General features: G+C 37.6%; 28 protein-coding genes. 8 read left to right on the top strand and 20 right to left on the bottom strand.

Going from position 1 to position 23,988, the window contains the following annotated elements:
* Positions 1 to 160 precede the first annotated feature (160 nt).
* Together AC6CHS_RS11950 and AC6CHS_RS11945 are read right to left on the bottom strand one after the other, a co-directional pair.
* On the bottom strand, positions 161 to 1,078 hold the full coding sequence (locus AC6CHS_RS11950; RefSeq protein WP_498236328.1) for a proline dehydrogenase family protein: 918 nt from the start codon (positions 1,076 to 1,078) through the stop codon (positions 161 to 163).
* 185 nt (positions 1,079 to 1,263) lie between these two features.
* On the bottom strand, positions 1,264 to 1,470 hold the full coding sequence (locus AC6CHS_RS11945; RefSeq protein ID WP_498236326.1) for a heavy-metal-associated domain-containing protein: 207 nt from the start codon (positions 1,468 to 1,470) through the stop codon (positions 1,264 to 1,266).
* Positions 1,471 to 1,736: 266 nt separating this feature from the next.
* On the opposite strand from AC6CHS_RS11945, the gene AC6CHS_RS11940 reads away from it, so the two are divergent.
* Genes AC6CHS_RS11940 through AC6CHS_RS11920 form a run of 5 tightly spaced genes read left to right on the top strand, consistent with a single transcriptional unit; the run spans position 1,737 to position 4,509 of the window.
* Positions 1,737 to 2,492: a metal ABC transporter ATP-binding protein gene (locus AC6CHS_RS11940; protein ID WP_498236324.1), complete on the top strand. Its 756-nt coding sequence runs from the start codon at positions 1,737 to 1,739 to the stop codon at positions 2,490 to 2,492.
* Positions 2,493 to 2,505: 13 nt separating this feature from the next.
* A complete protein-coding gene (locus AC6CHS_RS11935) occupies positions 2,506 to 3,354 on the top strand; it encodes a metal ABC transporter permease (RefSeq protein ID WP_498236322.1) in 849 nt (282 codons plus the stop codon).
* Complete coding sequence (locus AC6CHS_RS11930) at positions 3,354 to 3,767, top strand: Fur family transcriptional regulator (protein ID WP_498236320.1); 414 nt, start codon at positions 3,354 to 3,356, stop codon at positions 3,765 to 3,767. Before AC6CHS_RS11935 ends, AC6CHS_RS11930 begins: the two co-directional genes overlap by 1 nt.
* Complete coding sequence (locus tag AC6CHS_RS11925) at positions 3,764 to 4,159, top strand: fluoride efflux transporter FluC (protein ID WP_498236318.1); 396 nt, start codon at positions 3,764 to 3,766, stop codon at positions 4,157 to 4,159. Before AC6CHS_RS11930 ends, AC6CHS_RS11925 begins: the two co-directional genes overlap by 4 nt.
* Positions 4,156 to 4,509: a fluoride efflux transporter FluC gene (locus AC6CHS_RS11920; protein ID WP_498236316.1), complete on the top strand. Its 354-nt coding sequence runs from the start codon at positions 4,156 to 4,158 to the stop codon at positions 4,507 to 4,509. The genes AC6CHS_RS11925 and AC6CHS_RS11920 overlap by 4 nt, the downstream gene beginning before the upstream one ends.
* 86 nt (positions 4,510 to 4,595) lie before the next feature.
* Here the strand turns inward: AC6CHS_RS11920 and AC6CHS_RS11915 are convergent, their stop codons facing one another.
* The 7 genes from AC6CHS_RS11915 to AC6CHS_RS11885 all read right to left on the bottom strand — a co-directional run bounded on the left by AC6CHS_RS11915 (position 4,596) and on the right by AC6CHS_RS11885 (position 12,867).
* Positions 4,596 to 5,387 carry a VLRF1 family aeRF1-type release factor gene (locus AC6CHS_RS11915; RefSeq protein ID WP_498236314.1) on the bottom strand — a complete coding sequence of 264 codons (792 nt, stop codon included), beginning with the start codon at positions 5,385 to 5,387 and terminating at the stop codon, positions 4,596 to 4,598.
* 177 nt (positions 5,388 to 5,564) lie between these two features.
* Positions 5,565 to 6,755 (bottom strand): hypothetical protein, encoded by a 1,191-nt coding sequence (locus AC6CHS_RS11910; protein ID WP_498236312.1) that lies wholly within the window; start codon positions 6,753 to 6,755, stop codon positions 5,565 to 5,567.
* Positions 6,745 to 7,962, bottom strand: a complete 1,218-nt coding sequence (locus tag AC6CHS_RS11905; protein WP_498236310.1) for a DUF58 domain-containing protein — start codon at positions 7,960 to 7,962, stop codon at positions 6,745 to 6,747. The genes AC6CHS_RS11910 and AC6CHS_RS11905 overlap by 11 nt, the downstream gene beginning before the upstream one ends.
* On the bottom strand, positions 7,959 to 8,903 hold the full coding sequence (locus AC6CHS_RS11900) for an AAA family ATPase (protein ID WP_498236308.1): 945 nt from the start codon (positions 8,901 to 8,903) through the stop codon (positions 7,959 to 7,961). Before AC6CHS_RS11900 ends, AC6CHS_RS11905 begins: the two co-directional genes overlap by 4 nt.
* A gap of 187 nt (positions 8,904 to 9,090) precedes the next feature.
* On the bottom strand, positions 9,091 to 10,608 hold the full coding sequence (locus AC6CHS_RS11895; RefSeq protein ID WP_498236306.1) for a BCCT family transporter: 1,518 nt from the start codon (positions 10,606 to 10,608) through the stop codon (positions 9,091 to 9,093).
* Positions 10,609 to 10,774: 166 nt separating this feature from the next.
* Positions 10,775 to 11,365: a nitroreductase family protein gene (locus AC6CHS_RS11890; protein WP_498236304.1), complete on the bottom strand. Its 591-nt coding sequence runs from the start codon at positions 11,363 to 11,365 to the stop codon at positions 10,775 to 10,777.
* A gap of 242 nt (positions 11,366 to 11,607) precedes the next feature.
* A complete protein-coding gene (locus AC6CHS_RS11885) occupies positions 11,608 to 12,867 on the bottom strand; it encodes a C40 family peptidase (RefSeq protein WP_498236302.1) in 1,260 nt (419 codons plus the stop codon).
* A gap of 427 nt (positions 12,868 to 13,294) precedes the next feature.
* Between AC6CHS_RS11885 and AC6CHS_RS11880 the strand changes: the two genes are divergently transcribed.
* Positions 13,295 to 14,308, top strand: a complete 1,014-nt coding sequence (locus AC6CHS_RS11880; RefSeq protein ID WP_498236300.1) for an aromatic acid exporter family protein — start codon at positions 13,295 to 13,297, stop codon at positions 14,306 to 14,308.
* 57 nt (positions 14,309 to 14,365) lie between these two features.
* Here the strand turns inward: AC6CHS_RS11880 and AC6CHS_RS11875 are convergent, their stop codons facing one another.
* The 5 genes from AC6CHS_RS11875 to AC6CHS_RS11855 all read right to left on the bottom strand — a co-directional run bounded on the left by AC6CHS_RS11875 (position 14,366) and on the right by AC6CHS_RS11855 (position 17,847).
* Positions 14,366 to 14,998, bottom strand: a complete 633-nt coding sequence (locus AC6CHS_RS11875) for a response regulator (RefSeq protein WP_498236298.1) — start codon at positions 14,996 to 14,998, stop codon at positions 14,366 to 14,368.
* Positions 14,991 to 16,025, bottom strand: coding sequence for a sensor histidine kinase (locus AC6CHS_RS11870; RefSeq protein ID WP_498236296.1), 1,035 nt, complete (start codon positions 16,023 to 16,025; stop codon positions 14,991 to 14,993). Before AC6CHS_RS11870 ends, AC6CHS_RS11875 begins: the two co-directional genes overlap by 8 nt.
* Complete coding sequence (gene liaF, locus AC6CHS_RS11865; RefSeq protein WP_498236294.1) at positions 16,022 to 16,753, bottom strand: cell wall-active antibiotics response protein LiaF; 732 nt, start codon at positions 16,751 to 16,753, stop codon at positions 16,022 to 16,024. The genes AC6CHS_RS11870 and liaF overlap by 4 nt, the downstream gene beginning before the upstream one ends.
* Before the next feature lie 80 nt (positions 16,754 to 16,833).
* Positions 16,834 to 17,472, bottom strand: a complete 639-nt coding sequence (locus AC6CHS_RS11860) for a PspA/IM30 family protein (protein WP_498236292.1) — start codon at positions 17,470 to 17,472, stop codon at positions 16,834 to 16,836.
* An 18-nt stretch (positions 17,473 to 17,490) separates the two neighbouring features.
* Positions 17,491 to 17,847 carry a lmo0954 family membrane protein gene (locus tag AC6CHS_RS11855; protein ID WP_498236290.1) on the bottom strand — a complete coding sequence of 119 codons (357 nt, stop codon included), beginning with the start codon at positions 17,845 to 17,847 and terminating at the stop codon, positions 17,491 to 17,493.
* Positions 17,848 to 18,168: 321 nt separating this feature from the next.
* On the opposite strand from AC6CHS_RS11855, the gene AC6CHS_RS11850 reads away from it, so the two are divergent.
* Positions 18,169 to 18,690 (top strand): cysteine hydrolase family protein, encoded by a 522-nt coding sequence (locus AC6CHS_RS11850; protein ID WP_498236288.1) that lies wholly within the window; start codon positions 18,169 to 18,171, stop codon positions 18,688 to 18,690.
* Positions 18,691 to 18,748: 58 nt separating this feature from the next.
* On the opposite strand, the gene AC6CHS_RS11845 is transcribed toward AC6CHS_RS11850, so the two are convergent.
* From AC6CHS_RS11845 to AC6CHS_RS11825, 5 genes are all read right to left on the bottom strand, one after another.
* The gene (locus AC6CHS_RS11845; protein WP_498236286.1) at positions 18,749 to 19,360 is read right to left on the bottom strand and encodes a DedA family protein; all 612 of its coding nucleotides are present in this window, start codon (positions 19,358 to 19,360) and stop codon (positions 18,749 to 18,751) included.
* 110 nt (positions 19,361 to 19,470) lie between these two features.
* Positions 19,471 to 19,605, bottom strand: coding sequence for an anti-repressor SinI family protein (locus tag AC6CHS_RS11840; protein ID WP_498236284.1), 135 nt, complete (start codon positions 19,603 to 19,605; stop codon positions 19,471 to 19,473).
* 60 nt (positions 19,606 to 19,665) lie between these two features.
* Complete coding sequence (locus AC6CHS_RS11835; RefSeq protein WP_498236282.1) at positions 19,666 to 20,262, bottom strand: TetR/AcrR family transcriptional regulator; 597 nt, start codon at positions 20,260 to 20,262, stop codon at positions 19,666 to 19,668.
* A gap of 127 nt (positions 20,263 to 20,389) precedes the next feature.
* The gene (locus AC6CHS_RS11830; protein ID WP_498236280.1) at positions 20,390 to 21,373 is read right to left on the bottom strand and encodes an MsnO8 family LLM class oxidoreductase; all 984 of its coding nucleotides are present in this window, start codon (positions 21,371 to 21,373) and stop codon (positions 20,390 to 20,392) included.
* 4 nt (positions 21,374 to 21,377) lie between these two features.
* Positions 21,378 to 21,962 (bottom strand): DUF1836 domain-containing protein, encoded by a 585-nt coding sequence (locus AC6CHS_RS11825; RefSeq protein ID WP_498236278.1) that lies wholly within the window; start codon positions 21,960 to 21,962, stop codon positions 21,378 to 21,380.
* 136 nt (positions 21,963 to 22,098) lie between these two features.
* Between AC6CHS_RS11825 and trhA the strand changes: the two genes are divergently transcribed.
* Positions 22,099 to 22,746 carry a PAQR family membrane homeostasis protein TrhA gene (gene trhA / locus AC6CHS_RS11820; protein WP_498236276.1) on the top strand — a complete coding sequence of 216 codons (648 nt, stop codon included), beginning with the start codon at positions 22,099 to 22,101 and terminating at the stop codon, positions 22,744 to 22,746.
* 53 nt (positions 22,747 to 22,799) lie between these two features.
* Here trhA and AC6CHS_RS11815 read toward each other — a convergent pair whose 3' ends face one another.
* A complete protein-coding gene (locus AC6CHS_RS11815; protein WP_498236274.1) occupies positions 22,800 to 23,855 on the bottom strand; it encodes a M42 family metallopeptidase in 1,056 nt (351 codons plus the stop codon).
* Between the last annotated feature and the right edge of the window lie 133 nt (positions 23,856 to 23,988).

Raw genomic sequence — 23,988 nt, 5'->3', positions numbered from 1 at the left:
GCGGCGTAGCTTTGAGTACCGGAACGTATTGTATTAATACGTGAGGAACGGACAAGCAAGCCAACGAAGAAATTCGATGTGTCATTTTTACTGGAGTTTTTGAACAACTTCTTTTAGTTCCCTGGTTCTCTTTTTGAGAGAACCCAGGGCTTTGCAACGATTACTTTTTAAATACTCCTTTTAAAACAAATAGAACATTAGCCGGACGCTCTGCAAGTCTTCGCATATTGTATCCATACCAATCCTTTCCATATGGTACATATACTCGCATTTTATATCCTTCTTTAAGAAGTGCTTTTTGAAGATCCAACCGAATACCATAGAGCATTTGGAATTCAAATTGATCCCTAGCTATTCCATGTTCCTTTTCCAATTCTTTTACATAGGCTATGATCGCTTCGTCATGTGTTGCCACTGCTGTATAATTTCCCAGTAGTATGTTCTGTTTTATTATTCTTTTATATGTCTCATCAACGTCTTTCTTATTTGGATACGCAACCTCAGGTGATTCCTTATAAGCACCTTTCACAAGACGAAGATATGGATTATAAGGGTTCAATCCCTCAATATCCTCTTCCACTCTGTAAAGATAAGCCTGAAGAACCGTTCCCAAATTACCATATTTCTGTTTTAATTCCTTAAATATGTTTAATGTTTTTTCACAGCGTTCAAAATCTTCCATATCGATTGTAACGGTCACATTATGTTTTTTTCCAGCTTCCAGGATACGATGCATATTTTCCATAACTAACTCATGTGAAATATCAAGGCCCATGGAAGTAAGCTTTAAAGAGAGTTGTGAATCTAATTTTTGTTCGGCGATGACATTTATGGCATGGATGCATTCATCTGCTGATTCCCTGGCTTCCTGCTCATTATCGACAAATTCCCCTAAATGGTCCACCGTAACAGCGTATCCGTTTTCATTTATTTCTTTAATTTTTTTTGCTGCACTATCAATATCTGTCCCTGCAACAAAACGAGCAGCACCAAAGCGTAACCCGTACTTTTTCGCTAATTTTGTTAGCGTTTTATTTTTTGATAAAAATAAAAAGAAGTTTCTCAAAAGCTGTTCCAAGCTAAATACCCCCAAATAAAAAAATATTTTTCTCTTGTCAAGATTAAGACTATTTTATCACCTTTTATCACATTTCGTATATAGTTTGTTATGAATTCAAATATAGAAAGGACTGCTTCCTATTAAGAACAGCCCTAAAAGGATTCAACCGACTTTAAGATAGTAGCTTTGTGCACCTATTTTTCTTATACTACAACACGGTAACCTTTTGCTTCTACTGCTTGTCGCAATTCAGACAACTTGACTTCAGCTTCATCATAAATTACATCTACGCTTCCTGTATTGATGTGTACTTCTACACCTGCTACGCCATTAAATGATTCTAACGTTTGCTTCACTTTTGTCTCACAATTTTCACATGTCATGCCTTGAACTTCTAGTGTCGCTTGCATGGTGATTCCTCCCTTTATTAAAAAGATTTCTTTATTTTGATGTATCCTACTTTTTCTTTTCTAAAACCTCCTCACACAAAACGTAATCATTCTTATTTACATTTTGCCGTGGGTACGATAAGATAGTTTTAGGATAAATTTAATAGATGAACGAGCGAATTATATCTAAAGCCCCATTGGCATGCCATCTGATCTTCGTGCAATACTAATGGGGATAGGTTCCGTGTAAAAAAGGAATCCGCTACAAACTAGAAAGAAGGAATAACATGGACAATTTCGTCGTCCGAATGCAAGATGTATCGTACGCATACGAACAGAAAGATGTACTGACAAATATCAATTTCTCTATCCCGCAAGGCGCTTTTATGGGACTGATCGGTCCAAACGGTGGCGGGAAGACGACACTTATAAAACTTCTGCTAGGTCTCATTAACCCTGATAAGGGGTCCATTGAATTATTACAGCAGCCTAGAGATAAATTTAAGGATTGGAATAAGATTGGTTTTGTATCGCAAAAAGCCAATTCGTTTAATAAAGGATTTCCAGCAACGGTTTTTGAAGTAGTCTCAATGGGCTTGACAGCGAAGGTTGGTTATTTGAAGTTTTTTAACAAAATGCATAAGGAAAAAATCTTATCAACAATAGACCAGGTTGGCATGCTTGATTATGCCTACGAAAATATAGGAAACCTATCTGGTGGTCAGCAACAGCGCGTATTTATTGCAAGATCTCTTGTAAACAATCCGGAGTTACTGATCCTTGATGAACCAACAGTCGGAGTGGATTATGAAAATGTACAACGCTTTTATGAAATGCTTCACCGTTTGAATACACAGTATGGCATTACGCTACTCCTGGTTACACATGACACAGGAACCATGACCGAGCATGCAACCGAAATTGCTTGTTTAAATACAACCCTCCATTTTCATGGAAAACCGGAAGAATATAAATCATTAACAGAAAGAGATCTATCAAAGCTTTACGGGCATCCTGTAAACCTTGTAACACACGATCATTAATGGAGGAAAGAACATGCTAGCTGATTTTTTTGAATATGACTTTTTACGACATACTTTTTTAACTGGTTTATTGATTGGTATCATCGCTCCACTGCTAGGCACCTTCATTGTGGTTAGAAGACTATCCCTTTTAGCGGATGCCCTCTCACATGTTACTTTAGCAGGAATAGCTTTTGGCCTCTTTTTGGACAAAAAGTTTGCTGTGGGGATTACACCACTTTATGGGGGGATGGCATTTTCCGTACTAGGGTCCATATTTATCGAGAAGCTTCGGGGCGTTTATCACGCTTACCAGGAGCTTGCCATTCCTATTATCTTATCAGGTGGAGTTGGGTTAAGCCTGATTTTTATATCTCTGGCAGATGGCTTTAATACAGAACTATTTAATTATTTATTTGGTTCGGTATCAGCCGTAAGTAAGCAGGATTTCTTATCAATTGCTGGTATTGCCATTTTTATAGTGCTTATTATTACGTTATTTTACAAAGAATTAGTTACTTTATCCTTTGATGAAGAACATGCAAAAGTATCAGGTATACACGCAAAACGTATTCACTTACTGTTTATCGTACTTACCGCACTTGTAATCGCAGCATCCATTCGTATAGTAGGGGTTTTACTTGTATCTGCATTGATGACACTTCCTGTGGCAGCAAGTATGCGGCTTGCCAGAGGATTTAAACAAATGATGTTTCTATCTATTGTTTTTGGCGAATTAGCTGTTATTATAGGATTAATATCGGGTTATTATTTAAGTATTCCACCAGGTGGAACCATTGTTATGGTCTCCATTATCATTTTACTTCTATCCATCGCTCTAAAGCGAATAACATGGAAGCCTAGAAAAGTGAGGGAAGCCTAATGAGTATAGAAGAAGCAATTGAACTTTTAAAGCAACATGGATATAAAACGACTGGAAAACGTAAGGACATTTTGGCCTTTTTTTCAAGAGCGGATGGTTATCGTACAGCCAAAGAACTCATCCGGCATTTAGAGGAGAGTTATGACGGTATTAGCTTTGATACTGTCTACCGTAATCTGCACTTGTATAATGATGTAGGTATATTGGAAACTACCGAATTAAATGGTGAAAAACACTTCCGATTCAATTGTACAGATCACCATCATCATCATTTCATCTGTAAAGATTGTGGAAAAACGAAAGAAATATCGGTTTGCCCGATGGACGCTGTGCAATCTGATTTGCATCAGTATGAGATTGAAGACCATAAATTTGAAATCTACGGATTATGCCCAGCATGTAAAACAGCATGAGAATCAAGGATTGGAAAATCGCGTTTAGTGTAGGGTTAGGTGGGATGCTGGGTGCAGTAGGCCGGTATGCTATATCGATTGCTTTTCCTGCCGATTCACTTTTCCCTTTCGCTACACTAATTGCTAATTTAGTAGGATGCTTTCTGCTTAGTTTTCTTATGCATTTAAAAATAATAAAAAAACGTTTATCTCCAGCCATTTTTACTGCGTTAACAGTAGGTCTGATCGGCGCCTTTACCACCTTTTCTACCTTAAGCCTGGAAACCATTTCGTTGTGGAGCGAGATTCCCATTCTTGCTGTTGGTTACGTGTTTATTAGTGTAATAGCTGGATTAGCATGTTGCTTTCTTGGATTAAAGCTTGCATATCGATTGGAGCGTTCTAGCGTATGATCATTTCTGTAGCGATTGGGGGATTTTTTGGGAGTATCTTCCGTTTTTTAATAGCTCTCCATGTAACAAAACGTCTTGTTGGGACATGGCTTGTTAATATTATAGGATCTGCTCTGCTTGCATACTTATTTTACCAGCATCTGCAGGAAAACATTTCAGACTTAGGATGGGCCTTTGGAGGCATAGGATTTTGTGGAGCGTTTACCACCTTTTCTACATTTGGGAATGAAACGATCCTACTATTAATGGAACATAAATATAAGCAGGCATTCCTATACATTTGTAGCTCGTTGCTTCTATCAATCGGCACTGCTACTGCAATTCTCTATCTGTTGAATGCCTCAACATGATCCACACTGCGATTTTATACAGCATCTACATGCAAAATCTCCACAGTAAACGAAATTACTGTGGAGATTTTTTCAATTTATTGTACTTAGACAAATACTTCTTCAAGTACCTTTGATTCTTCATGATCGAGCATGTTCTTCTGAATAACCTTTTCAACTGGCTTATTCAATTCCTCAGTCAAAGCATTGGCAGGATCAGATTCACCAATTACAAATAATTTTTCCCATTCGTTTTCCTTCGCCCGTTTGTCAAGCTTTGGGGCAATCTGCTTGTACCAACGATGCTTATTAGCATTGAAACGAGATTGGAAGCCGTCTTTTTGCATGGTGGACCCCTGGCCTAAAGCAGGTCTAGGGCCTTTCTTTTTTCGCCAATCATTCGTGTCTAAATCAAGTTCGAACGTATCCGTATCCTGAATTTCATTTAAATAAGCTTCAATTACTTTAATCTCATCCTGTTGAACAAGGATAATCCCTGATTTTGGATAGACATCAGTTAATTTACGTAACTGTGTTAACTCTGGGGTCTCTTGCCAAAAAAATTCTGTATCCATCCGCATTTGCACCCGATCTGCAAACCAGACTTCTTCGTCGGCTGTAGCAATAATAAAAACACTTCTTAAAAATTCTTGTTCATTTCCTTTAACAAACTTTTCTACTTTTTGTTTAACGAGTTGAAAGTTTTTGCGTTCTTCTTTATCACCCGACTCCTCCAAATAATGCTCAAAATTACGTAACCCGTTTTTGAGATGTATTTTCCATTCTCCACCCTGTTGCTCAGGGTCAGATGGATCGGTATTTAAATACATTGTAAAGACCTTATTTGGACCTTCTCTTCTTATGTTCTCAAGCTTTTCAATTTCTTTATTAAAGTTCATATGATCGGCACTCCTTTACTTAGTAGTCCAACTCTTAGTAGTGTTTATCCTCAACACTTAATGAATAAACATAGTAAACCAAGTTAGAAAGTTAAAAAAGAAGTCATTTAAAGTACAAATAAGAAGAATACCTGTAAATCTATGATGTTTTAAATAATTTATTATTGTTTCATGTACCTATTGGTTCACGTCAAATTGGAGGTCCGCTTCCTTCATTGCAGAACGAAGCTTTGCTACGTCCGATTCACTTACCTGCTCCATCTCTCCATACCTTACCTTTTGATAAACCTCCAAATCAGCATTAACCTCTATCCTGTTAAACCATTCCTCAATTGTCTCGTGCTTTCTTCTGCCTTTTTTATTTTTATGAGCTTTTCTCTCAAACTGGTAAACAAGCTTACGTATAGGGTGCTTTGGTTTATTAAGCCAGCGATTAAACCGTGAAGTTCTACCTGAATCCATTTCTGAATGATTGTCTAACGCACTATAGGAAACCGAACTGTCTGCTTCTTCTAAGGAAAGAGGCTTTTTAAACCGTTTTCTCCAGAATAGAACGAGTAAAACAATCGCGAAGAGAACCAGGGTGACCACAGCAGCTATTGCGAGGTATGGTGTTATTTGCTCCACCAACGAATTATTTTCTATTTTATTCCAATACCCGTCGCCTGCTTCCATTTGGTTCTCTTGATCAGGCCATCCACGTTCTGGCATTTCAATAAATTGTAACAAATTAGCAAACCAACTTAACGTCCCTCCTATAAGTGATATAACGCCATAAAATAGGTTCGTCATAATCCAACTGAATAGGTCGTACGTTAAATAAATAAGAAAGGCACCAGCAATTAAGATACCAACGAAGGCAGGGATTAATTTCTTATCAACCTGTTTTCTTTCCGTCTTTGATAATGCTGCCAGATGACTCCATAAATAGCCTATAACGTTAAGTAATATAACAAGAAAAGGAAATAGCATCGCTCTAATATCAGGAACCAACATACCAACCACTACCATTAATAATAGAGTTAAGAGAATGTAGCTACTTTCCCTACTAATTATGTCTTCCTTCCGTATATTGATGTAACGCCATACCAACAAACCGCTTAATACGATACTATAAAACATTGGGTAATCTAACAAATAAAACACACCAAATAATATAGGGGCCATCAAAACATAAACAATATAGTTGTTTGTGTAAATCGTGATAAGACTAAAAATAAAGCATGCTAATACAATAACTACCAAATAACTCCAATATGGAACCCACATTAAGTGATGATGAATCCATGGGATGAGAATCATAAAAATGATGAGCGCCTCACTTACGAAATGGTATGCATAACGTGTTGTTGCATGGCTATTTAGCATGTGACAGTACCTCCTGCCCAAGTGGCGTTACTACGGATGTACCATCTGAATAAGGAACGTGAAAGATGGTGACATTCTTCTTTTTCCATTTATCCAAGAGATGGAGCGAATCCTCTGTAAGTTCACCAATAATGATGCATGTCTTATGCTGTGTAAGTTGGTTTCCAACGTTGAAGAGCATCTTATCAAACGGAAAAACAAGTGATTGCTTATGAATCCTTGCCAACATTTCTAAGGTTGTTCCATAATGTCTTTTCCCTTCTCCCTCAGAAATATGGAGAACTGGAATCTTCCGTGGTCTGCGCGAATTAATAAACAATTCAAAAGGGATATCCATTTCTGTTGCAACCTTAGATAAATATGCTGTATAGGAAAGCAATGCTTCCATGTGTTGATTCGTTTTTACCATATTTGATGTTTTAGATTTTCCTATGTTAACGAGAAACACAAAAGATCGATTAATTTCCCGCTCATATACATTGGTTTGAAGTTTTTGTGTTTTTACAGAAGCATTCCAGTTGATTCGGTGAAATGGATCACTATAATGGTACTCTCTGGTTCCTAATGGACTTTGTATGTCTTCATACGGAGAAAAAGGGGATCTTCCCTTACCAGGCATCATCTGAAATACAGCTTCTACTCCTTTTACCTCAAGTAACCTTGGAAACACAACAAATTCTGTCCTAAAAAAAGGCGTATATCTAATCATTGCCGATTCAAAGTGAAATAGGTGCGGAAAATAGTACATGATATTATGCACCTTTGCAACCCCTCGCTGTTGCGCAATGACCGGAATGGATATGTGTGTTTTTCTTTTACGCAAGATAGATAATGGGATTTTTAGTTTATGCCAGTAGGTCTCCTCATCCTTTGCATGTTTATAAGCTTTTACAGCAGGCCCCATCTGCAATTGAAATTCTCCATTAATCATGGGAAATATAGAGCGATTTTCCATATTTAAATCTAAATTGGCGGTTTCATCAGGAAAAAGTTTTATCGTTCTCGATGGATTTTCTAACAATATATTTTTGCCAATCCCACTATCATACCATTTGAAAATTAGTAAATAGGCAGTGACGGCACCTACACCTAGAAATGGGATTGTGGTATTAAACATCACGCCTATAACGGCCAACAGGATGATGGCTAAAAGAACATAATCATACCCAGCCTTCCCCTCTATTGCATGGTCTCTTTGCCATTTCATTCCACAATTGCTCCTTCTTCAACTGGTACAGCAGTAGCGTGAATAATCTCCTTAACAATGTCCTTTGCTGTTTTCTTTATGGAACCTTCCATGGAAAGAATGAGTCTGTGCTCAAACACATATGGAACTAACGTTTTAATATCCTGTGGTGTTACATAATCTCTGTCCTTTATATATGCATAAGCCTGTCCTGCTCGCATTAAAGCCAGCATTCCACGTGGACTTATCCCAAGTTCAACATCAGAATGTTCCCTTGATGCATGAACAAGCTCAAGTAGATAATCTGTAACTACTTCTGATACGGTAATTAATTTAATCTCATCTTGTAATTCACGAATCGTGTCAATAGACAAAGAGGCTTCGACAGCATCATATGGATCCGTTCGTCGGTATGTATTTAAAATGCGTTTCTCTTCAGATAGTGAAGGATAGCCTAGATCCAGTTTAAACAAGAAACGGTCCAACTGCGCCTCAGGTAACGGAAATGTGCCATAATTGCTCTCTACAGGGTTCTGCGTCGCTATTACGATAAATGGTAAAGAAATTTTAATCGTTTCCCCGTCAACGGTAGATTGATATTCTTCCATAGCTTCAAGTAAACTTGACTGTGTTTTCGGTGTTGCTCGGTTTATCTCATCTGCAAGTAACACATTGGTAGCAATTGGCCCAATCCTTAATTCAAATTCTTGTACTTTAGGATTAAAGAAACGAATACCGGTAATATCACTTGGTAATACATCTGGTGTGAACTGGACACGGCTGAATTTTCCGTTCATCACTTTAGCGAAGCTTTTAGCAAGCTTTGTTTTACCGGTACCTGGAACACTCTCAAGTAAAACATGGCCTTGTGCTAGTAGTGCAACAAATAATAAATCAACCACTTCTTCTTTTCCATAAATAACATTATTAACGTCTTCTCTAGCCTTTAAAAGATTTCCCATTCAAAAATGCCCCCTAAAGAATTTTCTAATTTTTCCTACTATATAGTATAACGTATTTTAATCGGCAGGGGTTCCATATACCTGAAAATATTGTATTATCTCCTAATAGGAAGTAGAGTCACCGAAACCTTCACATAGAAAAGAGCTGATGCATTTTGCATCAGCTCTTTTTTAACTTTGTACATAGTTATTTATTAGTCGTTCTTTCTTTCTTTTTAATATCTGGTTCTTTTTTTATCATTTTTAAGAATGATGCAACAATGATTAATAATATTACTGTAAAAGGCAATGCAGATATAAGTGAAGCTGTTTGTAATGCATCCAATCCTCCCGCTAGTAATAAAACAACGGCAATTGCAGTAATGAGAACTCCCCAAATGATTTTTACTACCAAAGCCGGATTTAGACTTCCTTTTGAGGTCATACTTCCAAGAATGTACGTCGCTGAATCAGCAGAAGTTACAAGAAAAGTAAAAATGAGAAATAGAGCAAGAAGGGATACCACCGTTGTAAGAGGTAGCGTTCCAAATGTTTCAAACAAGGCAACTGCCATGTCTGCGTTAACCGCTTCAGCAATTTTTGTACCATTAAATAGATCACTGTGAATAGCTGTACCGCCAAGCGCTGCAATCCACAAACAAGCGATTACCGGGGGAACTACAAGCACACCAAAGACAAACTCTCTAATGGTTCTTCCCTTGGATACACGAGCAATAAATGCTCCTACAAAGGGTGACCAAGCAGTCGCCCAAGCCCAATAAAACACAGTCCAGTCTCTTACCCATAAGTCACCAGTATATGGCGTGAGTCGCAAACTGTATTGAATAAAGCTGGATAGATAGTCCCCAATTCCTAATACAAATGTATTTAAGATAAACACAGTAGGACCTGCCATGAAAACAAAAACGAGCAATAGAAGGCAGATAGCCAGATTGAGATTACTGAGCCACTTAATTCCTTTATTTAAACCTGTGCTAGAGGACAAAAGATACGTAATCAGCATAATCCCGGCTATGGCTATTTGCACCCAAATGGAGTTTGGTATATTAAAAACAGATGTTAATCCTCCATTCATTTGCAATATACCAAGTCCGAGTGATGTAGCTACACCCATAACGGTTGCAATAACCGCAAGAGAATCAATCGTTCCTCCAAGCACTTTGTTTTTGCCGACAACTGGCTCGATTGCGATAGAAATAAGCCCTTTTTTCTCTTTTTTAAATTGTAAATACGCGATTATTAAGCCAACAACCGCAAATACAGACCATTGACTTATCCCCCAATGGAAAAAAGCATAACCCATCGCAACTCTTGCAGACTCTTCATTTTGTGCTTGCAAATCAGGAAATGGTGTTTCAAAGAAATGACTCATCGGCTCAGCCACTCCCCAAAATACTAATCCTGCACCGAATCCAGCAGAGAATAACATTCCAATCCAAGTAAAGAATGGGTATTCCGGTCGAGAATTAGCTGGTCCTAAACGAACCTTCCCATACTTACTAACAGATAATCCTATTAAAAAAATCACAAAAATAAATACTGCCAATAAGTAAAACCAACCAAAATTGTTCGTGGTGAAATTAAATAGTAGTCCAGCAATTGAACCGAATTGGGTTGGCATAATAGCACCAATGATTACCAACAAAAAGATAACAATTGCAGAAATGTAGAATACAGGATTTTGGAATGCTTTTTTGTTTTTCATAAATTCGCCCTTTCATAAATAAGTTTTAAAATAATTATGTAAACCATCATATATCAACGAATATAATATACCCTCATCGCTTACTTTTAAAACTTTATAAGGATAAGCATTTACGAAGACAAAAAAAGAAGACTCCATAAAGAGTCTCATCATATCCTATAGTTTTCTACATATTTTCTCGAAATACCCCTTCTGAAACAAATGTTTCAACTTCATTTCTTGGTGAAGGCACCTCTCTTTTCTGATAGGATTCTTCAAGACTGCTCTTCTCCCCTTGGTAACCTAGAGCCACAATTGCATGCACTTGGTAACCATCGGGGATTGCTAATGCCTCTTTTGCCTTCTCTTTATTAAATCCACCCATGGCATGTGTGATTAGACCTTTGCGTGCAGCTTCCAGTGAAAGAAAGCCCCATGCTGTTCCTGTATCAAAAGCATGAGCTAGATTACTTCCTCCAAACCGTTCTTCTTCCATTTTTGAGATAACAGCAATTAAGACTGGCGCGTTTTTGCACCAAACTACATTGCCTTCATTAATAAAGGATAAAAATGTTTCCTTGTCTTGCTCAGACGAAGCAAAGACAAACCTCCAAGGCTGAACATTCGCCGCTGAGGGAGCCCATCTGGCAGCCTCAAATACACTACTAAGCACATCTTCTGAGACCTTCTGATTAGAGAAAGATCTAGGTGACCACCTTTTTATGTAAATCGGATCGATATCATATCTGGTTTTTCTAAATTGATTAACATCTGTCATAAATAATTTTCCTCCATCTAGTTAGTATTTCCTTCATTATAACGTTATTACTCCTAGGAGAAAAAGATATTTGCTTTTCTATCAAAAATGAGGTTTACAACATACTAGATTGGGTATAAATATACTAGATACTTATTTAGAAGAGATTTGTTCACATGTCTTATTTTGCGTATTGAATACGAGTTTTTCTCTTTAAACAATAAAAAACAAAAAATCCACCCCGTAGGATGGATTTTCATAAGTTATTTCACACGACGAACGTGACCAGTAAATGTGTCATTCCAATAACCACTTGTCATATTTGCAACAGCCAATCCTGTAGAACTTTGAGCCCCAATAAATTTGCCGTTTCCAAGGTAGATTCCAACATGACCATTTGTTTTATAAGTGTTAAAGAAAACCAAGTCTCCAGGTTTTGCATCACTATAAGAAACCTTTGTACCTATACCAGATAGTCCTGCTGTGCTAGATGGAATAGAAATACCAGCTTGTGCAAAAGCCCATGATACGAATCCAGAGCAATCAAACCCAGGGTTCGGTGTTTTGCCGCCCCAAGTATATGGAACACCAAGATATTGATATCCTGCATTTATAGCTGTACTAAGATTACCATTTCCTTTTACAGCAACTGGAGAGGATTTCTTTTCACTACTTAAAGTAGATAGTTTCCCACCATCACTAGATTCACTAGAACTACTTGCATTACTTTCTGATGTTTGTGCTACAACTGGCGCAGTCGCATCCTCAATACTTTGCTTCACATCTTGTTCCAATGAAGCCAAATCACTATCTTTAACTTGTAAATCTTCCTTCATAGCAACAAGTTCTTTCTTTTTATCTTTTAAAGTTGCTTTCTTATCTTCGTTTGCATTCTTTTGTTCTTCGATAGTAGCTAACATACCTTCAAGTTCTACTTTCATTTCTTTCAACTCATCAAGTTTGGTAACGACTTCTTCTTTTTTATCTTCTACTGCTTTCTTGTCAGCTTCTTGTTTTTCCATCAATTTCGTATCAGAATCTGAGATTTTGTTTACTGCTGATACACGATTAATGAAATCTCCAAAGCTTTTTGCACCAAAAACAACTTCTAGGTAACTAATGTCTCCACCACTCTTTTGGTAGGATACAACACGCTCTTTTAAAATACTGTAGCGTTCCTCTATAGCATCTTCTAGTACAACAATTTCGTCTTCTAGTTCAGAAACTTTTTCTTTTGTTGCTTTTATGTCTTTTTCTGTGTCATTCATTTTTTCTTCGTTCTTCGCCAAAGCTTCGTTAGTACGTTCAATTTCCTTATTTAATTCTTCTAAGTCTATTAAAACGTCCGCAATCTTGCTTTCTGCATCGGATAGATTTGCTTTAATTTCTTCTCTGTCATCTTGAATTTGTGACTGTTTCTGTTTCAAATCATTTACTGACTCTGCATGGGTATCTACACTGAAAAATGCACTACCTAGACCAACCACCACTACTGTGGTCAATGTGACAACTGACTTTTTCAACTTTCTTCCCCGCTTCCCTATCACATCTGCCTATCTAGTATTTATATGTATTAGCAGTTATGTGAAAAATATATTCGTCTTCTATGTAGTTTACTATCTTAGGTAATTCGTAGTATAACAGCTAAAAGTTTCATGCATGTTAGAGAAATATTACAATTATATTTCAAATGTGACACAATAGGACTATTTCCTAAATCATCGAATAGTAAAAACCTTTATAAATCAACAGTTTCCTACATTTCTTCTAGGTAATAATGCAAACTATTTTTTATGCGAATTTCTCATAACCTATTAAATTATACTAGAATTGTCAAGCTCATTTAGGCTCATTCTACTATATTGCTCTCATCACGTTCTGTATTTTTAGGTTATGTTAGAATAAATAATAGGTCATTAAGGGTTAAATGCGTTATTGGAGGAAGATAAAGTGAAAAAGTTACATTTTGTCGGCAGCCGTGTAGTGAAGACAGGTGTTGCTATTTTTGTTACAGCATTAATCTGCGAGTGGCTAGACTGGCCTGCGGTGTTTGCTGTGATTACAGCAATCGTTACCATTGAGCCCACAGTTTCCGATTCAATAAAAAAAGGGATCGTTCGTTTTCCTGCCTCTGCTATAGGTTCTGCTTATGCCGTGCTTTTCATTTCAATATTTGGAAATTCAGCCCTTACCTATACCCTTGCAGCTATGTTTACCATTATTACCTGTTTTCGTCTCAAACTACATGCCGGCTTACTGGTAGCAACTCTTACAGCTGTTGCAATGATTGAAGTTATTCACAGTAATTATCTCATTTCATTTCTTATACGACTTGGGACAACATCGATTGGGCTTGTTGTTTCTACTCTGGTGAACATGTTTATATTGCCACCTCATTACACTAAAAATATATCGAGTAGTATCCAGCGTACGGCTATCCAAACTGGGAAAACCATTGAGAGAGTATTTCTAACAATACTAGAAGGACAAAAAGAACAGGAATTACATAATAGAGAAATGGTAGAGCAATTAGATTGGGGAATTCACCAGACTGAAACGCTTGTACGATTTCAAAAAGAGGAAGCGAAATTTCATCCTCTCGTTGGAAAAGAAAAAAGCCATTTTCACCATATGCAAAAACAACTAGGGAGCCTCAGACTCATTCTGTATCATCTAGATAATTTAATTAGCAGTCAAATAAAGACGATAGCATGGTCTAATGACGAACGTGCCATTATTCTATATGCAATAAGGGAATTAGCTGAGGGACTAAAAGACCCATCCCATTATCAAACAGACAAGCATGCTCAGCATCTTAAACAGATTACGGAGATATTTTGGGAGGATAATGAAGAAATAACAAGGGGAGACAGAAGGCATCCTACAAGCTTTCCTCCTGAATTAATTATTTTATACGAGCTTGTATCCATCTACAACCAAGTCGATCGATACTATGGTAAATAATCAAGTTATTACTTTCCATACAATTAAGCGAACCGAGATTCTTCTCGCTTCGCTTTTTTATTTGATCAACTCATGTTGGAAAGCATAGATTACTGCCTGTGTCCGATCTTGCACTTCTAATTTACCTAGAATATTGCTGACATGTACTTTAACCGTCTTTATGGCAATAATGAGTTCATCCGCTATTTCCTGATTCGTTTTTCCTTGGGCAATTAGTAGAAGGATTTCTTTTTCTCTTGCAGTTAGCTGGGTATGTAGCGGCTCCTCATTTTTTGTGCGCATTCTATTCATAATCTTTCCGGTCACTTCTGGTTCGAGAATAGACTGTCCCTCATGAGTAGAACGAATGGCTTTGGCAATCTCGCTCGCTTTAGATGTTTTTAGCATATAGCTTGTTGCCCCTGCTTCTAAGGCTGGATAAACTTTTTCATCGTCAAGAAAGCTTGTTACAATTATAATTTTAGCTTCTGGCCATTGGTCAATTATTTGTCTTGTGGCTTCAATGCCATCCATTTCCTTCATAACCAAATCCATTAGAATTATATCGGGCCTTAGCTCAAGGGCTTGTGACACAGCGTCTCCCCCATCTGCTGCTTCCGCAATAACATCAATATCCGGCTGGGCGCTTAAATAAGCAGTCACACCTATTCTCACCATTTCGTGGTCATCTGCAAATAGTACACTAATCATCCTTTTCCCCGTCCTTCCTTAAATTAGGGACTTTAACTTCTGTTCTTGTACCTTCCCCAGGTACACTTACAATTTTAAACGTTCCTCCTACTTCTAATGCACGTTCCTGCATATTCTGCAATCCATAGGAATTCGTTTTTCTTGTTTGCATATCAAAACCCACACCATCGTCTACGACTCTTAGAATTACGGTTTGGTCACGTTCTACCAACATAACTTGAAGAGAATTTGCTTCTGCATGTCGCAGCGTGTTGGATACAGATTCCTGAAGAATTCGAAATAATTGATCCTCTACTCCTTTATCCACTACAAACGGTTCTACCTTCCAATCGATTTCCATCGGTACTTTCTGGATTAACTCGACCAGTAACTCCTCTACCCCTTCTTGCAATGACTTTCCTTTTAAGGCTACAGGTCGAAGGTGTAAGAGCAAGGCACGCATTTCTAATTGTGACTGATGAATCATCTGTTCAACTAAAAGGAGCTGCTTTTTTATTTCAGCTTCTGGATTTGTATCGTTAATTGCTGACATCATCATAGATGCAGCAAAGAGTTGTTGGCTTACTGAATCATGTAATTCTCTTGCAAGTCGATTTCTTTCCTGTACGACAATTTCTTGAAGACTTTGTTCTCTTTCATTAGCCCGCTCTGTTGCTAGCCTTTGGGCATGTTCTGCTTGACTGTTAATTTTACTTTGTATCTGCTGCACATATTGCTCAATTGTTTTTAGCTCTTTATAAGGCTCCACGGGTGTAGTGGTTTTCTGCCCCCTCGCTACTTCCATTAGTTGTTTCTCCACACGATTTAGCCTTTGTTTCCAATAGACGCCTGTAACAATCCCAATGACCAATGCCATGGTAACCATGATAATGAAGGCAGCTAGTAAAAATGATACTTCTCCAATTTTCTTTTCGAAAACGGAAAGCCAATCCTCAACAAAAACCGTTAACGTTAAAGCAATCATACTCAGTGAAATAAGCAAACTGTACAGTACCGCTGTAAAAATATGGCGCGCAATTGTATTCATATCCGCACCACCTCGATATCTCCCGAGAATATTGAGGTTATAATTTTAACCCTTGGCAGTGACGAATCATAGAAAGCTGTTTGATAGATCAATGATTGGTTCATCAATTTCCAATCGGTCTCCCCAAATACATACGCTCTTCCAAAAACAGAACTATGATGAATGCTTACTTCTACCTCGTAAGGAACGAAGATTTGGACGTTTCCGATTACATGCCGAATAGAAATTACTGCTGTATCGTTTGGTAAAACGGTATTACTTAGATCAACCATGCGATCTCCAAACCCACCATGTATATTTATATCACGCCATTTATATGCCGTTTCACTTGTATTTTGATCTCCAAATAATCGATGAGTAAATAGTGGTTGGACAGTTGTCACAACGTCATTGCTTGTTGTTCTGTTCCCCATAATATCTGGTGTCAGAAGAGCTGGATCTTTCTTTGTTTTGTAGTAATTGATAATGAACAGAACAACCAGAGCCACGAGTAAAAATCTCACAGCCATTAGGTTCAATATCGAGAGAACAAGACTTACTACGCCGATCCAGAAAATAATTTTACCCCAAAGATGGTAGAACTTCCTCCAGCCAAAATAAACAACCAAGACTGAAAAGAGCGCAGGGATAATAGTGCCACCAAAGAAAAAAGCGATCTCAAAGATAAGAAGGATTCCCCCGATGATTAATATCCAGTTAAATGTATCTGTTGAAAATCTTTTTAACACGGGATCCCACCTCTCTCTGATGATTTTTTCTCATTAAGTAAAGCAGACGCCTTGCCCTGCGCCTGCTATTATATCACTTTTTAATTCATTTCGGCAGTTTGCTCTTTCATCTCTTTTTCAAGATTAGCTATTTTGCTATCGAATGTACTGCGGTAATACGAGCTATTTACTTTATATTCCAGGTTTTCAATGTACTGCTCCATTTCAGCAAACTTGGAAAAGGGCTTCTCTGATGTCTCTTCCACCACTTTGTTCATTTGGTGATTAGCTCTTGCAATATTCTCTCGTCCCATTAATTCCATTCGTTTTAAATGCATGTCTTTTAATTTATGCTTCATCTCTTCATACTTTTGCTCTAAAGTTTCTAGTTGTTCAACGGCTTCCTCGCGAGAGGCTTTCATCCGATCTGCCCTTGCCTGGTATTCCTCATGTTCTTTTATGGCGAAAGCATGCATTTGCTCTTCCTCAGCTCTTTCAGCAATACCTGCTTGTTTTAAACGTTTGTCTGCCATATCCTGTGCTTTATGGAACTCACGAGTAAATTCGTCTTTTAATTTGTATTGACGATCAACAAGTCTTCTTACCTTCTCTTTCTCCTGTTCACCTTGTCTCAAATACTGATTTAACGCAGCTACCGGATTCTTTTGTTCTTTTTTATCCATCATAGTGTGAAGATCTGCTGATATAGAATCTTTCATTCGTGAAAATATACTTGACATGTAAAAAACACTCCTTAATTAATATTGGTTTATTTCTGCCCACTGACGTTCAAAATTTGTAAATGGGTCATCATCATCCATTACATCTACGACTGGTTCATCCTTTTCCTTCTTCCAACTTCGATAAATGACATACAACACATATGCTGCTGCAAGCCCAATTACCGCAAACACATTTGAAAAGGTGACACTTAAGACTACGAGTCCTAGCACTACCCAACCTATTTTCCCAGCAGTTGAATCACTTTTAATAAACTGCTTAAAAATAACATAAAGTAGCCAAATACTAACGCCCAGTATTATCATCGGCCCGATATTCGCTACTAATATCATGAGAGCGATAAGACCACCAATAAACAACATAAATTTTTTCATTCTTGTTGCCTCCTTTCTTTAACTTACTCTTAGCTTACTAGGGAAACGAGCTTTCGGTAATGAGCCTCCGCCATATCTTTTGCTACGCCTAAAGGCTTAGTCAGTCTAAGACAGATGCATGTTTTTTGTTTTCCTAACGTGTTAGAAAGAATCACTTTCGTCCATCTTTTGCGAATGTATATGTTTTTCTTATACTTGCGGCTTTAAAATTTCAACTACGTCGCCATTGCTTGCTTGCTGAAATTTTATATTTTCCTAACGTGCGAAAAAGGGTTTCTAAATCCTTTGTCGAACCTAAAATAAAGTAAGGGAGGGGAAAAGATGAACGCATTGTTTGTTATTGATGTACAAAATGGAATTGTAGAAGAAGGGGATTTCACCGAAGAACTAATTAAAATGGAACAGATTATAGAAGGATTTAAGGAACGCGACGAACCTGTCATTTTCTTTCAGCATTTAGATGAGGAAAAGGAAAGTCCACTGTTTGAGGAGTCTCGTGGCGCTGAACTACATGAATCACTCCGGCATCATGCTGAATATATAGTAGAAAAGCGCACACCCAGTGGCTTTTTTGAGACAGATCTCGAGAAGATTTTAGAGGAAAATGATATTGAGCACGTCGTAATTACAGGATTCAATACTGAATTTTGTTGTATGTTTACAGCTATTGCTGCATTTGATCGAGGTTATGAAGTTACCTTTATAGAAGATGCCACTGGTACACTTAATAATGGAGATACGTATGAGATGAAGAATTTAGATATTCGTGACTTTATCGGTACCGTACTTCATTGGTCTGAAACAGTAGAAGTCCTCGACTATGATGAATATCTAGACCTATAAAAAGATACGGTTATGGAATATCTTCCTAACCGTATCTTTATGCTTTGTTTCTAGCTTTTTAGTGACGCTGCCTTTTCTTTCTAAAGTAAAGGTACAGGAGTATGGCAAATATGACTGCAAGAAAGAGATACACGATATCGGAGTATAGATCCATAAAGCTTGTTATATCGTGCCAAGATTCCCCAAGAATGACCCCAACAGTGATCAAAATGCTGTTCCATGTGAGTGTGCCAATGGCAGTAAATAGCATAAACAGACCAAACCTCATATTGGACATTCCAGCAGGTATCGATATTAAACTACGTACTACGGGAACCATCCTCCCAATTAGTACAGTCCAATAACCATATTTATCAAACCATGCATCTGCTTTATGTACATCCTCCACTTTTATCCGCGCAAACCTGCCCCATCGTTTGATAAGTCTCTCCAACCTGTCCACATCCAGCAAGGTGCCTATCCAATATAGAATAACAGCTCCTAGTAAGGATCCGATGGTTGCAGCTATAACAACACCCCAAACCGTAATGCTTGTATAGGTAGTTAAAAACCCACCAAATGGTAGGACAACTTCTGAAGGTATAGGTGGGAATAAATTTTCGAGTGCCATCATGAGAAGAATACCCAAGTAGCCAAATTGCTCCATAATATTAGTTATCCAATTCTCCATAATATCCTCCAAAAATGGTTTGCTAGGTTGTTAGAAATAGTTAGCTTATATGTATTTAGTGAGTCTCGATTGATTATATTAAAAGAAATGGTGAAAAAGACTAGGAAATTTTAATCCGCTTTTCTTAAAAAGTCTTGCCTTTTTTCTTCACTCGATGTATTCCTTCTCAAATAGTTACGAATCTCATCTTTTGTTAACCCTAGTTGCTTTGCTTCTTTTATAAGTAATACCCACTCTATATCCAAATCTCGACTGTGTTTTCTGCCTGTTTCCACCCCAAATCACCAGCCCCTCCATTGATTTATCTAGCGATAGACTTGCATTCCAAATAAAAGTAACTCTACTACCTCTTCTGCTAACTCTTCAGGCTTTGCCAACCCAGTAAATAATCTTGAGATAGTCAGACGTTCCATAACTCCAACTATAATCTCTGAAACGACATGCATATTCAAATGCGGGTGAAAATAGCCATCTTTTTGTTCTTGCACTAGATTCATATATATAGTCTCTGCCAGCAAGCTTTTCAGTGGTTCCGCTTCCTCTGATAAGAAAAAGCCAATTTGGGTTAAATCAGGGTTCTCTTTAAAAAATCGAAAAATTGTTCCGAGCTTTCCTTTTATCTCTATTTTTATCATTTCTTCTTTTAGTCCAGATTCAAGTAGGCTAGCCTCCGTTAAACTTAAGAGTCTTGCCTTAAATATAGCAGCTAATTCCGTAAAGATTGCTTCTTTACTTTTAAAGTATAAATAGAATGTCGGCTGTGTTAAACCAGCTTCCTTTACAATTGAGCTGACTTTTGTTTCAAAAAAGCCGTTATTGGCAAATTGCCTTGCCGCAATGGTAAGTAACTGTTCTCTGCTACGTTCTCCATTCGAGCCTTTTTTTCTGCCTCTGTTGCTCATAGCTTACACTCCAAGTTTTTCGTGAAATATTATATTACTAATGAGTATTATCTTATATCTTATAACTACCGTCAAGCAATTTTAGGAAATAAAAAAACTCCCTATTGGAAGTTTTTTAGGATGGATTTTATTCTGTGAGCTTCACTTCCTGGGCAATAAGCTCATAAGACTTTAACCTTGATTCATAGCTATTTGTTATCGTCACTAGCATCAATTCTTCTATTTGATAGAACGCTTGGAGATCAACCAGTTGCTTTTTAACTTTATAAGGTGCCCCAACAACCATTTTCTTTCTACGCTTTTCAACCAATTCTTTTTCTTTAGAAGTAAAGTCGAGTTGCTTTAGTTCCTTGGTGGTTAGCAACGATGCACTTGTCTTCCTTTCCTCCCATACTTGCTTGGCCAAATGATAAAATGCCAACTCCTCTGCCTCCTCAGTCGTTTCTGCACATATTACGGAGACAGCAACAATTGGACTAGCTGCTTTTATTTCACTCGCATACTCTCTGACAATCTCTACTCCATTAGCATCTGACATGAAATGACCGAACGCATAAGAAACTCTTTTTTCGGCAGCGAGCTTGCCGCTCTTCCCACTTGTACCCAGTAGCCATATATCAGGTGGATGGGAAGCAACAGGGTTGGGAGTAATTTTAGAAAAGATATGATCATCAGAAAACCCGTTATAACAGAATGCAATAAGTTCATCTAATTTATTTGGAAATTGCTTTACGTTCTCTAAAAAATTGTCCGACAATGCCATCGTTGATTCAGCAGATCCCCCAGGAGCACGTCCTACGCCAAGGTCTACTCTTCCTGGAAACATGGTTGCAAGCAGATGGAAGCGCTCGGCTATTTGATAAGGTTTATAGTGTGGAAGTAATACAGCTCCAGAACCAATTCGTATTCTGTTCGTTCTGGCACCAATCTGACTTAATAAAATATCTGGGGCTGGGGATGCAAGCTCTGCCATGTCATGATGTTCTGCGGTCCAGTACCGTGTATATCCTAGTTGATCTCCCGCAATCGCCAATTCAATTGAGGCCTGTATTGCTTCATAGGGAGTATTTCCTGTTAGCACGGGGACTTGGTCTAGTATACTAAGCTTCATGTAATCACTGCTTTCTTTTTGTTGCTTCTTCCAACATGTTATCTACCATCTTTTCAGCGGCTTTTCTATAAAAATTACTCATCTCCGTAAAGGTTGTAATTAGTAAGAGTTTTTCTAAATACGTATCATCCTTACTTCCTAATTTCTCAATCTCCATGTGGATATCATCCATATGATTTTTGACACCATTATTAAAAATGCCCAGATTTTGGTCAAATAAAGTTAGGTAACTCATATAAAGTGTGAGAAGATCGAAATCTTCCTCCATTATTTTGTTATTCAATGTTTCCAGCGTTTGCTTTACGTCATGTATAGACAATGCACCTTTCATCTGATAAATCATGCTAATAAGCATAATATGGTCCCTTGAATATTTTTTATTTTTTATAGGAAAAAATAATTTACCTTTGGCATAGTTATTTATCATCGTTTTTGTCAATACTTTTTCCTCTTCATTACGCTTAGTAGGAGAGAATTTCTTTTCAAATAACTGAATTACTTGATCCATATAAAGGTCAATATCAGGAATATCCTTAATATCGAGCCTTGTATCCAGTTGTAACTCATCTAAAATCCTGTTTATGTCCATTTTAAAACCTCTTGTTTTTTTCTTCTATTATAAGGGAAATAAATAAGTGAGTAAACCTTGACTACATCTTAATATTAGGATATAGTCATTATATAGTTTTCGAAACTACATACAAAGGTAAAGGTGATGATTATTCTTGGGTACGTATATGCGTGAACCGATTAATGGACTAACTCATTTATTCGGGGCAATTCTTAGTTTTGTAGGTTTGCTGGCAATGGTAATAAAGGCTTCTACTACAGCTGATTCCACACTGACAATCTTTTCAGTCATTATTTTTGGTATCAGCATGACACTACTCTATGCAGCTTCTGCAACCTATCATTTGGTCGTGGCAAAAGCACATGTCATTGCATTTTTACGACGTTTGGATCATTCCATGATATTTGTTCTAATTGCAGGAACCTATACGCCTTTATGCTTGATAAGTTTAAACGGGATGACAGGCTGGGTTTTGTTTACCATCATCTCAGCAATCGCTGTAGCAGGAGTTAGTTTTAAGTTAATCTGGTTCCATGCGCCAAGATGGTTGTCTACTGCTTTATATATCGCAATGGGTTGGATTGTCGTCTTTTTCAGCTCTTCCCTTGCACCAGTTCTTGGTACAAACGGGATGGCTTTGCTCATAATAGGCGGTTTGATTTACACAGTTGGAGCCTTAATTTATTGGTTGAAACCAAAGTTCATGGAATTTAAGCATTTTGGATTTCACGAGATTTTTCATATTTTCATTCTGCTAGGAAGTCTCTTTCATTTCCTTTGCGTCTATTTATATGTCTTATAAAAAAAGAACGTCATTCTATAATGACGTTCTTTTTTCAATGTACAACAAGCATATTAATAGCTTACCATTTCTGACTTTACATATTCGTACACAAGCTGTTCTGTATGATGTAAGGAATCTTCATGGGTTCTTTCATAGGCATGAGAAGAATCGATTCCAGGACCTATTAGCCCATGGATAATATCATGCCCTGATCGAATGGCCGCTGAGGCGTCTGATCCATAATAAGGATAAATATCAAGCTTGTAGTCAATTTTATTTGTCTCCGCTAACTGGACAAGATGCTTGCGCAATCCGTAATGATATGGGCCTGATGCATCCTTCACACAAATTGAAACGGTATATTCATCGGTAGATTGACCATCTCCCATGGCTCCCATATCTACCGCCAAATATTCAACCGTTTCCGGCGTAACATTGGAATTTCCGCCATAGCCTATCTCTTCATTGTTTGAGATAAGGAAATGTGTCGTGTACGGCAGTGTCACGTTCTCTTCTTTTACCCTTTTAATTAGTTGTAGCAAAATCGCAACACTTGCCTTGTCATCAAGGTGACGAGATTTAATAAACCCATTATCAGCAAATTGAACACGTGGATCGAAAGAAACAAAGTCCCCAACTTCAATACCCAGCTTCCTGATATCCTCGGCATTTTCTACCTTGGCGTCAATTCGTACCTCCATGTTTTCCTGATTTCGTTTCGCATCTCCAGCATCTTTATAGACATGGACTGACGTTTGGTGCATAAGGATTGTCCCTGTAAAAACGTTGCCACTTGATGTGTGAATTTCACAATATTCTCCTTCTATAGCGTTATATTTAAATCCTCCAATTAAATCTAAACGAAGTCGCCCATTACTTTTTACTTCTTTTACCATGGCACCCAATGTATCCACATGAGCAGTTAACATTCTATGCTCTTCCTCATTTGTTCCGGTTAATGTGGCAATTAATCCGCCTTTTCGGTTACGCTTTGTCTCCACTTTTAAGTCCTTCAAGAAATCTTCAACGAATTGGATCACTTTCGTTGTATTACCTGAAGGGCTTGGAATAGACACTAGCTGTTTGATTAATTCTTTTGTTTCTCCTACTTTTGGATATGTAGACAAGAAAATTCCCCCTGTACCTATTTTTAGAAGTTTCAATTAGTTAGGATTATACTTGATCCTTGCAGGCAAGTAAACTTCTTGGATTGTTACCTACTATTAAAAGAGTAATCCTTTTTCCTATGGGTAATCTATA

Source organism: Oceanobacillus sp. GQ8 (genome assembly GCF_059758495.1).
The sequence above is the reverse complement of the archived record's forward strand: the minus strand, read 5'-3'. Positions and strand labels throughout refer to the sequence as shown.

Coding starts and splice junctions, on each gene's coding strand:
- AC6CHS_RS11825 (WP_498236278.1), bottom strand. CDS start 21,962: ATGGACATAAACAGGATTTTAGATGAGTTACAACTGGATACAAGGCTC.
- AC6CHS_RS11875 (WP_498236298.1), bottom strand. CDS start 14,998: ATGATTAGTGTACTATTTGCAGATGACCACGAAATGGTGAGAATAGGT.
- AC6CHS_RS11850 (WP_498236288.1), top strand. CDS start 18,169: ATGAACGCATTGTTTGTTATTGATGTACAAAATGGAATTGTAGAAGAA.
- AC6CHS_RS11905 (WP_498236310.1), bottom strand. CDS start 7,962: ATGAAATGGCAAAGAGACCATGCAATAGAGGGGAAGGCTGGGTATGAT.
- AC6CHS_RS11945 (WP_498236326.1), bottom strand. CDS start 1,470: ATGCAAGCGACACTAGAAGTTCAAGGCATGACATGTGAAAATTGTGAG.
- AC6CHS_RS11870 (WP_498236296.1), bottom strand. CDS start 16,025: ATGAATACAATTGCGCGCCATATTTTTACAGCGGTACTGTACAGTTTG.
- AC6CHS_RS11895 (WP_498236306.1), bottom strand. CDS start 10,608: ATGAAAAACAAAAAAGCATTCCAAAATCCTGTATTCTACATTTCTGCA.
- AC6CHS_RS11855 (WP_498236290.1), bottom strand. CDS start 17,847: ATGAAAAAATTTATGTTGTTTATTGGTGGTCTTATCGCTCTCATGATA.
- AC6CHS_RS11925 (WP_498236318.1), top strand. CDS start 3,764: ATGAGAATCAAGGATTGGAAAATCGCGTTTAGTGTAGGGTTAGGTGGG.
- AC6CHS_RS11920 (WP_498236316.1), top strand. CDS start 4,156: ATGATCATTTCTGTAGCGATTGGGGGATTTTTTGGGAGTATCTTCCGT.
- AC6CHS_RS11845 (WP_498236286.1), bottom strand. CDS start 19,360: ATGGAGAATTGGATAACTAATATTATGGAGCAATTTGGCTACTTGGGT.
- AC6CHS_RS11835 (WP_498236282.1), bottom strand. CDS start 20,262: ATGAGCAACAGAGGCAGAAAAAAAGGCTCGAATGGAGAACGTAGCAGA.
- AC6CHS_RS11930 (WP_498236320.1), top strand. CDS start 3,354: ATGAGTATAGAAGAAGCAATTGAACTTTTAAAGCAACATGGATATAAA.
- AC6CHS_RS11890 (WP_498236304.1), bottom strand. CDS start 11,365: ATGACAGATGTTAATCAATTTAGAAAAACCAGATATGATATCGATCCG.
- AC6CHS_RS11940 (WP_498236324.1), top strand. CDS start 1,737: ATGGACAATTTCGTCGTCCGAATGCAAGATGTATCGTACGCATACGAA.
- AC6CHS_RS11910 (WP_498236312.1), bottom strand. CDS start 6,755: ATGCTAAATAGCCATGCAACAACACGTTATGCATACCATTTCGTAAGT.
- AC6CHS_RS11860 (WP_498236292.1), bottom strand. CDS start 17,472: ATGTCAAGTATATTTTCACGAATGAAAGATTCTATATCAGCAGATCTT.
- AC6CHS_RS11935 (WP_498236322.1), top strand. CDS start 2,506: ATGCTAGCTGATTTTTTTGAATATGACTTTTTACGACATACTTTTTTA.
- AC6CHS_RS11830 (WP_498236280.1), bottom strand. CDS start 21,373: ATGAAGCTTAGTATACTAGACCAAGTCCCCGTGCTAACAGGAAATACT.
- AC6CHS_RS11915 (WP_498236314.1), bottom strand. CDS start 5,387: ATGAACTTTAATAAAGAAATTGAAAAGCTTGAGAACATAAGAAGAGAA.
- AC6CHS_RS11900 (WP_498236308.1), bottom strand. CDS start 8,903: ATGGGAAATCTTTTAAAGGCTAGAGAAGACGTTAATAATGTTATTTAT.